The following is an 11,250-nucleotide window of genomic DNA, read 5'->3' on the forward strand; positions in this document are numbered from 1 at the left end:
GGCCCCGGAGGTGCACGCCAGCGCCTCGGCGCGCCAGCTGCTGGCGGCGATGACCGACGTCCCGGCGCTCATCCTGGACCGGCGCAACGATCTGCTGGCCTGGAACCCCCTGGGCCACGCGCTGCTCGCCGGGCACCTGGCCCCCGACAGCCCCGGAACCCCGGCCGGCCGCCCGAATCTGGTCCGGATGCTGTTCCTGGACCAGCAGTACCGCGCGCTGTATGTGGACTGGCACGACCAGGCGCAGCTGGCCGTGGCCTCGCTCCGCCTGGTCGCCGGCCGGCACCCGGGCGACCGGGCGCTGGCCGAGCTGATCGGGCAGCTCGCCATGAACAGCGACGAGTTCAGCTCGCTGTGGGCCCGGCACCCGGTGCGCACCTGTACCTCCGGTGTGAAGCAGATGCGGCACCCGACGGTCGGCATGATGGAGCTCAGCTTCGAGAACCTAGTCATCCCCGGCAGCTCGGGTCAGCACCTGATCACCTACACCGCCGAGCCCGGTTCGCCGTCGGAGGCGGCGCTGCGGCTGCTGGGCAGTGAGACGGCGGCGAGAGCTGAGGATCGCGGCATGCACTGACGCGGCGAGCCTGAGCCTGCCGAACCACAGCAAGCTCAGGCTCACACGTCAATACCCTGCGATCGTCACCCCACCACCACGTCGAACAGATCGGGTGCCGCCCGCCGCACCTCGTCCGCCGCCGAGTCGTCGCTGCGCGACTCCGCCTCGCGCTCGGCCTGGACCTGGCCCAGGTAGCGCTCGACCTCCTGGTGCGTGGTCTGCGGGGTCCAGCCCAGGATCGGCGCGATGAGGTCGGCCACTTCGCAGGCCGCCTCGATGCCGCGGTCGGTCTCCTCGATGGCGATCCTGGTGCGGCGGTTCAGGACGTCCTCCACGTGCAGCGCGCCCTCGTGGGACGCCGCGTAGACGGCCTCGACCCGCAGGTAGTCGCTCGCGCCGGCGATCGGTTCGGCCAGCGTCCGGTCCGCGTCGATGAGTTCCAAGAGCTCGTGGATGCAGGATCCGTACCGGTACAGCAGGTGCTCCACGCGCGCCGGGTTCAGTCCGGAGCGCTGGGCGAGCCGGCGGCGTTCGTTGCGCAGCGCCGCGAAGCGTTCGGCGCCCAGGACCGTCACCTGGTCGGTGACCGAGGCCGGGACGTCCGCGCCGAGGTCGGCGACCGCGGCGTCGACCGCGTCCTTGGCCATCACCCGGTAGGTGGTGAACTTGCCGCCGGTGACGAAGGTCAGGCCGGGCGCCGGCGAGGTGACGATGTGCTCCCGGGACAGCTTGGCGGTCTCGTCGGCGGTGCCGGACACCAGGGGACGCAGTCCCACGTAGACGCCTTCGATGTCGTCCGGCGTCAGGGGCACGTTCAGGACCGCGTTGACGTGTTCCAGCAGGTACTCGATGTCCGCGCGGCTGGCCGCCGGGTGGTTGCGGTCCAGGTCCCAGGCCGTGTCGGTGGTGCCGATCAGCCAGTGCCGGCCCCACGGGATGATGAACAGCACGCTCTTCTCGGTGCGGGCTATCAGCCCGGTCTTGAGCTCGATGCGGTCGCGCGGGACGACCAGGTGGACGCCCTTGGACGCCCGCACCGTGACCGTCGCCGGGGCGTTGGCCAGTTCGCGCACGTCATCGGTCCAGACCCCGGTCGCGCAGATCACCCGGCGGGCCCGGATCTCGATACTGCGGTCGCCTTCCAGGTCGTGCACGACCGCGCCGGTGACCCGGCCGCCGTCGCGCAGGAAGCCGGTGACGCGGGCCCGGGTCGCGACCTGCGCACCGTGCTGCGCGGCGGTCCGGGCCAGCGCCATCGTGAAGCGCGCGTCGTCGACCTGCGCGTCGTAGTACTGGATCGCGCCGACCATCGCGTCCGGGTTCAGGCCGGGGCCCTGACGCAGAGCCGCGCTCTTGGTCAGGTGCCGGTGCCGCGGCAGCGCGCGGGCCCCGCCCATGGTGTCGTACAGGAGAACGCCGGCGCCGATGTAGGCGCGTTCCCAGACCCGGTGCCGGAGCGGCAGCAGGAACGGGACCGGCCGCACCAGGTGCGGCGCGATCCGGTTGAGCAGCAGGCTGCGCTCGGTCAGGGCCTCGCGGACCAGACCGAAGTCGCGCTGCTCCAGGTAGCGCAGCCCGCCGTGGATCAGTTTGCTGGACCGGCTCGAGGTCCCCGCGGCCCAGTCCCGCGCTTCTACCAGGGCCACGGACAGACCCCGGGACGCCGCGTCCAGGGCGGCTCCGGCGCCGACCACGCCGCCGCCGACGATCAGGACGTCGAACTCTTCATCGGCCATCTGCTGAAGGGCGGCCAGGCGGTGCGCCGGGCCGAGGGGAATCGATTGCACAGTGTCAGTCCTCGAAGTCGATCCAGTCGAGAGTGCGGGCGACCGCCTTCTTCCAGTTGCGGTAGCCCTTGGCCCGGCTGGCCTCGTCGGACTGCGGCAGCCAGCGCCGGTCCTCGTTCCAGTTGCGGACCAGTTCGTCGGTGTTGGCCCAGAAGCCGGTCGCAAGGCCCGCGGCGTAGGCCGCGCCCAGAGCCGTGGTCTCGGCGACCACCGGCTTGGAGACCGGGACGCCGAGCACGTCGGCCTGGATCTGCATGGCCAGCTCGTTGGCGGTCACGCCGCCGTCCACCCGGAGCACGTCCAGTTTCACTCCGGAGTCCTGCTCCATGGCCTCGACCACGTCGCGGGTCTGGTAGCAGATCGATTCCAGGGTGGCCCGGGCCAGGTGCGCGTTGGTGTTGAAACGGGAGAGCCCGACGATCGCACCGCGGGCGTCGGAGCGCCAGTAGGGGGCGAACAGACCGGAGAACGCCGGGACGAAGTAGACCCCGCCGTTGTCCTCGACCTGCCGGGCCAGCGACTCGCTCTGCGCGGCCCCGGAGATGATGCCGAGCTGGTCGCGCAGCCACTGCACGGCCGAGCCGGTCACCGCGATCGAGCCTTCCAGGGCGTAGACCGCCTTCTCCTGGCCGAACTGGTAGGCCACCGTGGTCAGCAGCCCGTTCTCCGAGTGCACGATCTCCTGGCCGGTGTTCAGCAGTAGGAAGTTACCGGTGCCGTAAGTGTTCTTGCAGGTGCCGGGGGTGAAACAGACCTGGCCGACGGTCGCGGCCTGCTGGTCGCCCAGCACGCCGGTCAGCGGCACGACGCCGTGCAGCGGGCCGTCGGCCCGGGTGACGCCGAAGCCGTCCTTGGAGGACGAGGGGCGGATCTGCGGCAGCATGGCGCGCGGCACGTTGAAGATCGACAGCAGTTCCTCGTCCCAGTCCAGGGTCTGCAAATCCATCAGCATCGTGCGGCTGGCGTTGGTGACGTCGGTGACGTGCAGGCCGCCGTCGATGCCGCCGGTCAGGTTCCAGATGATCCAGGAGTCGACGGTGCCGAACAGCGCCTCGCCGGCCTCGGCGTCCGCGCGCAGGCCCTCGACGTTCTCCAGCAGCCACTGGAGCTTGCCGCCGGCGAAGTAGGTGGCCGGCGGCAGACCCGCCTTGCGCCGGATCAGCTGGCCGCGCTCGTCCGCGTCGAGCGCCGCCGCGATCCGGTCGGTGCGCGTGTCCTGCCAGACGATCGCGTTGTAGTAGGGGCGGCCGGTGCGGCGGTTCCACACCAGGGTGGTCTCGCGCTGGTTGGTGATGCCCACGGCCACCAGGTCCGAGGCGTGCAGACCGGCCTTGTTGAGCGCGGTCTCGATGACCGCCCGGGTCCGCTCCCAGATCTCGGTGGGGTTGTGCTCGACCCAGCCGGCCCGCGGCAGGATCTGCTCGTGCTCCAGCTGGTGCCGGGCGACCTCCAGGCCGCTGTGGTCGAAGATCATGAACCGGGTGCTCGTGGTGCCCTGGTCGACGGCGCCGACGTATTCAGCCATGTTCCTGGTGCCTTTCTGCGCTGAGGTTCCGTTGTCTGCTGGGACCGGTCAGGAGGTCTGTTCCGACGGCTTGGAGGTGTCGGGCATGTCCGCGCCCTCCGACTCGGCGGGCAGGAACCTGGTGATGATCAGGCGGTACAGCCCGGCACCGACCACACCGCCGATGAGCGGGCCGACGATGGGCACCCAGAAGTAGAGATCGCCGTATTGATCTCGGAACGCCGTCCCGTAGCCGGTGAAGAACGAGGCCAGCCGCGGGCCGAAGTCGCGCGCCGGGTTGATCGCGTAGCCGGCGTCGGCGCCCCAGGCCATGCCGATCGCGACGATGAGCAGGCCGATCACCACCGGCGCCAGGTTCGCCGCCGGCGCGGTGTTGCGGGCGTCGGTGATCGCCAGGATCAGGAACAGCAGGATCGCGGTGCCGATCACCTGGTCCCGGAACCCGCCCCACATGCTCACCGGCAGGCTGCCGTTGCCGGGCAGGGTGGAGAAGACGCCCTGGCTCTTCAGCGTGTGCCCGGGGTCGAACTTGGCCAGCACCTCGGTGTAGTTCCAGCGCACGATCAGCGCGGCGACGAACGCGCCGAGCGTCTGGGCCAGCGCGTAGGGCGCGACCTTGCGCCAGGAGAAGCCGGCGAAGACCGCCAGGGCCACGGTGACCGCCGGGTTCAGGTGCCCGCCGCTGATCTTGGCCGAGACGTACACACCGAGCGTCACGCCCAGGCCCCAGGCCCAGGCGATGCTGTCATGGCTGCCGATGCCGGCGGCGACGACCTGCGCCACCACCCCCACACCGAACAAGATGAGAATGAATGTGCCGGCGAACTCGGCCGCCAGCTCCCCCAGAAGTCCCCGTGCCCTGATCCGCTCTGCCACGTCTCCTCCTTGCAAAGGACCTCTCGGACACCCGCGACCGGGGTCCGCCAGCGGCCCGCCCCGGGGGCGTGACTCCGGTCACGGGCTCACCGCCAGAATCGGTTTCCCGAAACACCGCGTCAACTTATGCCGTGCGACATTGTCGAACTCTGGTCAGGCCCGATGGCCTGCGCTACCGTCACGCCATATGCCGGAAACACGCTCTGTACTCGCCCTGAGGACGGATGACAGCCGGCCCTGCCGAACCTTCTCGGCCGTTACCCGATCGTTGTTCGGCATAGTCGAATAGGGTTCGGCCAGCTATCATCGGCGCCATGCCAGGCCCGGTGCAGTCCATCGAACGAGCCGCCGCGATCCTGCGGTTGTTGGCGCGGGGGTCCGGGCGGCTCGGGGTGGGCGAGATAGCCACGTCGCTGGGCTTGGCGAAGGGCACCACGCACGGCATCCTGCGCACCCTGCAGGGGGTCGGGTTCGTCGAACAGGACAAGGCCAGCGGCAAGTACCAGCTCGGCGCCACCCTGCTGCACCTGGGGACCAGCTACCTGGACATCAACGAGTTACGCTCGCGGGCGATCAACTGGGCCGACGCCCTGGCCTCGCGCAGCGGGGAGGCGGTGATGATCGGCACGCTGCTGGACGGCAAGGTCCTCATCGTGCACCACGTGTTCCGGCCCGACGACTCGCTTCAGGCCCTGGTCGTCGGGGCTCTACAGCCGCTGCACGCGACCGCGCTGGGCAAGGTGCTGCTGGCCTACGACACGCAGGCCGCGGCGGCCCTGCGGGAGTCGGTCCCCGAGCAGCTCACCCGGCGTACGCTGGTCACCCCGACGGCCCTGAACCGCGAGATCGCACGGATCCGCGAGCAGGGCTGGGCCGCCGAGGCCGAGGAGTCGACGCTGGGCCACGCCTCGATCGCCGCGCCGATCCGCGGCTACGGTGGACTGGTGGTCGGCGCGATCAGCGTCGCCGGCGCGGTGGACCGGCTGTTCCCCTCCGGCGGCCACCCCGAGCCGACCCTGGTCGAGTTCGTCCAGAACGCGGCCCAGATGATCTCGCGGGATCTCGGCGCGGGACGCTGGTGACCCGCACCGGCGGCAGCGCCCGCGCTCCTTTCCACCTTTGAACCCCTGCCGCCCCACACTCCCCTTCCGCCCCAGAAATTTCTCGCCGCCCGTTCCCACCGAAAGGCCGCACCAATGGTCGCGCATTTCGTGATGTCGATCGATCAGGGCACGACCTCCACCCGCTGCATCCTGTTCGACCGCGGCGGCCGGCTGGTCTCGGTGGCCCAGCGCGAGCACAAGCAGTACTTCCCGAAGCCGGGCTGGGTCGAGCACGACGCCGCCGAGATCTGGCGCAACCTGGAGCACCTGGCCCCCGAGGCGCTGGCCAAGGTCGGGGTGAGCGCCGCGCAGGTGGCCGCGGTCGGCATCGCCAACCAACGCGAGACCACCGTGGTCTGGGACCGTCACACCGGCCATCCGCTGGGCCGGGCCATCGTCTGGCAGGACACCCGCACCGACGCGATGGTCACCGAGTACGCGCGCCGGCCGGACGCGGCGATCGTCCAGGAACACTCCGGCCTGCCGCTGGCCACCTATTTCTCCGCGCCGCGCATTCGGTGGATGCTCGACCACACGCCGGGGCTGCGCGAGCGGGCCGAACGCGGCGAGGTGCTGTTCGGCACCATGGAGAGCTGGCTGATCTGGAACCTGACCGGCGGGGTCGACGGCGGGGTTCACGTCACCGACGTCACCAACGCCAGCCGCACGATGCTGATGAACATCAAGACCCTGGATTGGGACCCGGAACTGCTGGAGTTCTTCGGGGTCCCGGCCGCGATGCTGCCGCAGATCCGGTCCTCGTCCGAGGTCTACGGGACCGCCGACCGCGCGCTGCCCGGCGTCCGGATCGCCGCGGCCCTCGGCGACCAGCAGGCGGCGCTGTTCGGCCAGACCTGCTTCGCCCGCGGCGAGGCCAAGTGCACCTACGGCACCGGGAGCTTCCTGCTGCTCAACACCGGTGACACCCCGGTGCACTCGACCCACGGCCTGCTGACCACGGTCGGGTACCGCATCGGGACCGAACCGGCGGTCTACGCCCTGGAAGGGTCCATCGCGGTGACCGGTTCGCTGGTCCAGTGGTTCCGGGACAGCCTCGGGCTGATCAGCACCGCGCCGGAGATCGAGACCTTGGCCCGTTCGGTCGAGGACAACGGCGGCTGCTACATCGTGCCGGCCTTCTCCGGGCTCTACGCGCCGCACTGGCGCAGCGAGGCGCGCGGCATCATCGTCGGGCTGACGTCGTACATCACCAAGGGCCACCTGGCCCGGGCCGTTCTGGAGGCGACCGGCTGGCAGACCCGCGAGGTGGTGGACGCGATGAACGCCGACTCGGGGCTGGCCCTGACCACGCTGAAGGTCGACGGCGGGATGACCTCCGACAACCTGCTGATGCAGTTCATCGCCGACGTGCTCGCCGCGCCGGTGGTCCGGCCGATGGTGGCCGAGACGGTGTCGCTCGGGGCCGCGTACGCGGCGGGGCTGGCCGTCGGATACTGGCCGGACCTGGACGGGCTGCGCCGGAACTGGCACCGCGCGGCGCAGTGGACGCCGTCGATGGATCCGGCGCGCCGGGACAGCGAGTACGCGAACTGGCACCGGGCGGTCGAGCGGACTTTCGACTGGTTGCAGCCGGCGCCGGACACGTCGGGCTGATCGGCCGGATTCGTCGGTCTGATCACCCGTCGGCGAGGCGTTGGATGGTGGCGGCCAGCCAGGCCTGGAGCTCGGCGGGGTCGCCGAGTTCGGACCGCAGCACGCGGCGCCGGGTCGAGACGCCGAGTACGAAGGCGTCGATCGCTGCCGCGCGCTCTCGGGCGACCGCGTCGTCCAGGCCGCTGTCCCGCAGGGAGTGGTACAGCGGTCCCAACGAGTTCGTATCCAGGAAGGCGGCCAGCGCTTCGGCGGCTTCGGGCCGCTCGCCGGACGCCCGTTGCAGGACCAGCAGCGGGTCCTCCCCCGGCGCGCCGAACCAGCGCCGGACGATGCTCGCCGCCAGGCGGGAGCCCAGCTCGGAGCGGTCGCCGTCGACCGAGTCGGTGACCGGGATCTCCACCCGGGTCGCGGCCAGGAACAGGCCGTCCTTGCCGCCGAAGTAGCGGGTGATGAGGTTCGGCGACACCCCGGCCGCGTCGGCGACGCCCTTGACCGTGACCGCGGCGAAGCCGTGCTGGGCGAACAGCGGTCGGGCGTGTTCCAGGATCCGTTGCCGGGTCGCGGCGGCGTTGCGCGAGGTCATGTGTACGAGCATACACAATGGTGTGTATGCTCGTACACATGGACGACGAGATGCGGGAACGACTCCGGCGGACGCGACGTGTCACGATCCCGTGGAGCGCTGACGGAACGCGCGGCATCACCGCCGCGCGCCTGGATGAACTACTCGACCGCTGGACCGACGGCTACGACTGGGACGTCCACGAGCGTCGAATCAGTGCGCTGCCATGGGTGACGGTACAGACCGGCGACACCGAACTGCGGATGATCCACCAGCGGTCCACGAACCCTGACGCCCCGGTCGTGGTGCTGCTGCACGGCTGGCCGGACTCGGTGCTGCGATACCAGCGGGTGCTGCCGCTGCTCACCGACCTGCACGTGGTCGTCCCCGCGTTGCCGGGATTCCCGTTCGCGGCCCCGCTCACCGCTCCGGGCATGTCGGCCAACCGGATCGCCGGGATGGTCGCCGACGCGCTCGCCGAGCTCGGCTACGCGCGGTACACGCCCTCCGGTGGCGACGTGGGCGCGGCCATCGCGGAGATCCTGGCGGCGGACCATCCGGACCGGGTGGCCAGCCTGCACTTGACGAACGTCTCGCCGCAGCACGGATTCCTGGCGGACCCGGCCAAGCTCGCACCGGACGCGGCCGCCTACGTGAGTCAGGCGGCGAAGTGGCGCCAGACTGACGGCGGCTACATCGCCGAGCAGTCGACGCGGCCGAACACGCTCGCCGTCGCGCTCGGCGATTCGCCGGCCGGGTTGGCGGCGTGGCTCGTGGAGAAGCTTCAGGCGTGGTCCGATGAAGGCGCGTTCACCACGGACGAGTTGCTCACCTGGGTCAGCGCGTACTGGGCCACCGGGACGATCGGCAGCTCGTTCGCCATGTACGTGGAACCCGCGGCGCTCCCCGAGCGGGTCGAGACGCCGACGGTGCTCTCGGTGTTCCCGCACGACATCAAGCCGGCGCCACGCAGCTACGCCGAGGCGTTCCTGAACATCCGCGAGTTCGTGGAACACCAGGCCGGCGGCCACTTCGCGGCTTGGGAGCAGCCGGCGGCGTTCGTCGCGGACCTGCGGCGCGCGGTCGAGCTCGGCGGCTGAGTTCGGCTTCTGAGACAAGGGCGAGCCTGGTGGTGCCAGACCCAGCATGAACCGGCACTCCTGTCCCGGCGCGCCGCATTGCCACAATGATCGTCATGAGCAATGAGCGCACGCAGATGAAGGCAGTGGTCATCCCCGAGTTCGGGGCGGCGGAAGTGTTGCGGGAAGCGGCGATCGCGGTGCCCGAGCCTGGCGCCGGGCAGGTGTCGATCGACGTGGCGTACGCCGGGGCCAACTTCGCGGAGGTGTTGTACCGGCAGGGTGTCGTGGACGTGCCACTGCCGTTCGTGCCCGGCATCGAGGTGTCCGGGCGGATCCGCGCGGTCGGGGCCGGGGTCGAGGGGTTCACGGTCGGGCAGCCGGTGGCCGCGCTGACGATCGTCGACAGCGGCGGCTACGCCGAGGTCGCGGTCACCGACGCCCGGCTCGTCGCGCCGCTGGCCGACGGGACGGCCGGCAGGACAGGCGACGGGACAGGCGACCGAACGGGCTCGGACCCGGCGACCGGGACGGGCCTGGACCTCGCGACCGCCGCCGCGCTGCCGTCCAACAGCACCACGGCGTTCCTGGTGCTGGACCAGATCGCACGCCTGGCCCCGGGCGAGAGCGTGCTCGTGCACGCGGCGGCCGGCGGCGTCGGCAGCCAGCTCGGCCAGGTGGCGCGGCTGCTCGGCGCCGGCCGGGTGGTCGGGACGGTCGGCAGCGCGGCGAAAGTCGAGGTGGCGCTCGGCTTCGGCTATGACGAGGTGATCCTGCGCGACGAGATCGACACCGCGGGGCAGTTCGACGTCGTGGTCGACATGGTCGGCGGCCCGGCCCGGCAGGCCAGCCTGGACCGGCTCGCGCCGCTGGGACGCCTGGTGGTCATGGGCAACGCCTCCGGCGCGCAGGACGTCGGGATCTCCGCCAACGAGCTGTGGTTCAGCAACAAGACCGTCTCAGGCTTCAACCTCGCCGCCTACGCCGCGGCCCACCCCGACCGCGCCGGGCAGGCGCTGCGCCGGGCCGCCCGGGCGGCGAGCGAGGGCGAGCTGCGGATCCAGGTGGAGACGGTGCCGCTGGATCAGGTCGTCGAGACGCACCGGCGGATCGAGTCCGGTTCGACCACTGGCAAGCTGGTGCTCGACGTCGCGGGCTCGGCACGGTTCGGGGATTCCTGATGGAACGGGGAGTGGTCCCCGAAAAACTGGAATACGATGCCCCGATCGCTCGGTCGGGACGGTCGCAGGACGCGTGAATCCGGCTGCGCGGGGCAAAGGGGCTCGCACCACTTGTCAACCCCAGTCAACACCTGAAATAAAACTTGCATAGCCGCAGCGGAGCTCCACACGGGGAGGGATCATGGCGGATCTGGTCATCGACACGGGAATGCTCGCCGACCTGGCCAAACAATTGTCGGGGATCAAGGATCAGGTCGACAACGCGACCAAGTTCGTCGACGGCTACCGCGGCGGGATGGGCTCAGGTCCCGTCGCCGACGCGGTGCACGGCATGGCGGACATCTGGAGCAAGAAGCGCGACGAGCTCGACAGCCAGCTGGACACGCTCTCGCAGATCGCGTCCAACGCCGCGCAGACGTACGACAAGACGGACCACGATCTCGCCACTTGTATAGAGAAGGCGATGTCGCAAACGAAGTCGGGGGGCTGAGCATGACTGACTGGACCACGTTCGACTGGGACGGCGCGACCGTCAACCAGTTCGTCCCGGGGGACCCGACCGCACCGGCCGGGCTCGGCAAGCAGATGCGCGACGCCACGGACAACATCCACGCCCAGATGGCGCGCTTGAAGTCGCTGTCGGACACCGGCAAGGGCTGGCAGTCGCCGGCCGGCCAGGAGTTCGTCAAGAAGGTCGGCGACACCTCCGACCTGCTGGAGAAGGTGGCGGCCCGGTTCGAGGAGACCGCGACGGCGCTCGGCACCGACATCCGGGACATGCCGCCGACCGCCGACATCGCCTGGCCGTCGGGCACGCAGTGGGCCTCTAGCCTGAACCTGGCGCAGAAGAAGGCCGCCGCAGCCCTGATGGACAGCAAGTTGTCCGCCGAGGGCATCGGTTCGCGGCTGACCTCGATGATCGTCGACAAGCTGTTTCTGCCATCTTGCATCACCCAGCTGTTCC

At 70.5% G+C, this 11,250-nt stretch carries 10 protein-coding genes and 1 pseudogene; 7 read left to right on the forward strand and 4 right to left on the reverse strand.

All coding sequences use genetic code 11. From position 1 onward, the window contains the following. Positions 1-577: MmyB family transcriptional regulator (locus IZR01_RS43625; protein ID WP_438939667.1), on the forward strand; the 577-nt coding region annotated here is incomplete at its 5' end. 65 nt (positions 578-642) lie between these two features. Here IZR01_RS43625 and IZR01_RS43630 read toward each other — a convergent pair. The 3 genes from IZR01_RS43630 to IZR01_RS43640 are packed head-to-tail and all read right to left on the reverse strand — an operon-like array spanning position 643 to position 4,747. Further along, on the reverse strand, positions 643-2,295 hold the full coding sequence (locus tag IZR01_RS43630) for a glycerol-3-phosphate dehydrogenase/oxidase (protein WP_194927259.1): 1,653 nt from the start codon (positions 2,293-2,295) through the stop codon (positions 643-645). Positions 2,296-2,350: 55 nt separating this feature from the next. Further along, complete coding sequence (gene glpK / locus IZR01_RS43635) at positions 2,351-3,871, reverse strand: glycerol kinase GlpK (protein ID WP_194927256.1); 1,521 nt, start codon at positions 3,869-3,871, stop codon at positions 2,351-2,353. Positions 3,872-3,919: 48 nt separating this feature from the next. Continuing rightward, positions 3,920-4,747 (reverse strand): MIP/aquaporin family protein, encoded by an 828-nt coding sequence (locus IZR01_RS43640; RefSeq protein ID WP_194898513.1) that lies wholly within the window; start codon positions 4,745-4,747, stop codon positions 3,920-3,922. Between the two features lie 314 nt (positions 4,748-5,061). Between IZR01_RS43640 and IZR01_RS43645 the strand changes: the two genes are divergently transcribed. Beyond that, complete coding sequence (locus IZR01_RS43645) at positions 5,062-5,829, forward strand: IclR family transcriptional regulator (RefSeq protein WP_194898512.1); 768 nt, start codon at positions 5,062-5,064, stop codon at positions 5,827-5,829. A gap of 114 nt (positions 5,830-5,943) precedes the next feature. After that, complete coding sequence (gene glpK, locus IZR01_RS43650) at positions 5,944-7,464, forward strand: glycerol kinase GlpK (RefSeq protein ID WP_194898511.1); 1,521 nt, start codon at positions 5,944-5,946, stop codon at positions 7,462-7,464. A gap of 22 nt (positions 7,465-7,486) precedes the next feature. On the opposite strand, the gene IZR01_RS43655 is transcribed toward glpK (IZR01_RS43650), so the two are convergent. Then, complete coding sequence (locus tag IZR01_RS43655; RefSeq protein ID WP_194927257.1) at positions 7,487-8,047, reverse strand: TetR/AcrR family transcriptional regulator; 561 nt, start codon at positions 8,045-8,047, stop codon at positions 7,487-7,489. Positions 8,048-8,085: 38 nt separating this feature from the next. Between IZR01_RS43655 and IZR01_RS43660 the strand changes: the two genes are divergently transcribed. The 4 genes and pseudogenes from IZR01_RS43660 to IZR01_RS43675 all read left to right on the forward strand — a co-directional run. After that, positions 8,086-9,126 carry an epoxide hydrolase family protein gene (locus tag IZR01_RS43660; protein ID WP_194898509.1) on the forward strand — a complete coding sequence of 347 codons (1,041 nt, stop codon included), beginning with the start codon at positions 8,086-8,088 and terminating at the stop codon, positions 9,124-9,126. Between the two features lie 95 nt (positions 9,127-9,221). Further along, complete coding sequence (locus tag IZR01_RS43665; protein WP_194927258.1) at positions 9,222-10,286, forward strand: quinone oxidoreductase family protein; 1,065 nt, start codon at positions 9,222-9,224, stop codon at positions 10,284-10,286. 181 nt (positions 10,287-10,467) lie between these two features. Then, complete coding sequence (locus IZR01_RS43670) at positions 10,468-10,776, forward strand: type VII secretion target (RefSeq protein WP_194898507.1); 309 nt, start codon at positions 10,468-10,470, stop codon at positions 10,774-10,776. Between the two features lie 2 nt (positions 10,777-10,778). Then, a pseudogene (locus IZR01_RS43675) lies at positions 10,779-11,250 on the forward strand (hypothetical protein); the annotation flags it as partial.

Source organism: Catenulispora pinisilvae (assembly GCF_015356865.1).
Classification (GTDB): Bacteria; Actinomycetota; Actinomycetes; order Streptomycetales; family Catenulisporaceae; genus Catenulispora; species Catenulispora pinisilvae.

Bases quoted from the DNA above. Each gene is read 5' to 3' on its own strand.
- IZR01_RS43630 (WP_194927259.1), bottom strand. From the start codon at position 2,295: ATGGCCGATGAAGAGTTCGACGTCCTGATCGTCGGCGGCGGCGTGGTC.
- glpK (WP_194927256.1), bottom strand. From the start codon at position 3,871: ATGGCTGAATACGTCGGCGCCGTCGACCAGGGCACCACGAGCACCCGG.
- IZR01_RS43645 (WP_194898512.1), top strand. From the start codon at position 5,062: ATGCCAGGCCCGGTGCAGTCCATCGAACGAGCCGCCGCGATCCTGCGG.
- glpK (WP_194898511.1), top strand. From the start codon at position 5,944: ATGGTCGCGCATTTCGTGATGTCGATCGATCAGGGCACGACCTCCACC.
- IZR01_RS43655 (WP_194927257.1), bottom strand. From the start codon at position 8,047: ATGACCTCGCGCAACGCCGCCGCGACCCGGCAACGGATCCTGGAACAC.
- IZR01_RS43660 (WP_194898509.1), top strand. From the start codon at position 8,086: ATGGACGACGAGATGCGGGAACGACTCCGGCGGACGCGACGTGTCACG.
- IZR01_RS43665 (WP_194927258.1), top strand. From the start codon at position 9,222: ATGAGCAATGAGCGCACGCAGATGAAGGCAGTGGTCATCCCCGAGTTC.
- IZR01_RS43670 (WP_194898507.1), top strand. From the start codon at position 10,468: ATGGCGGATCTGGTCATCGACACGGGAATGCTCGCCGACCTGGCCAAA.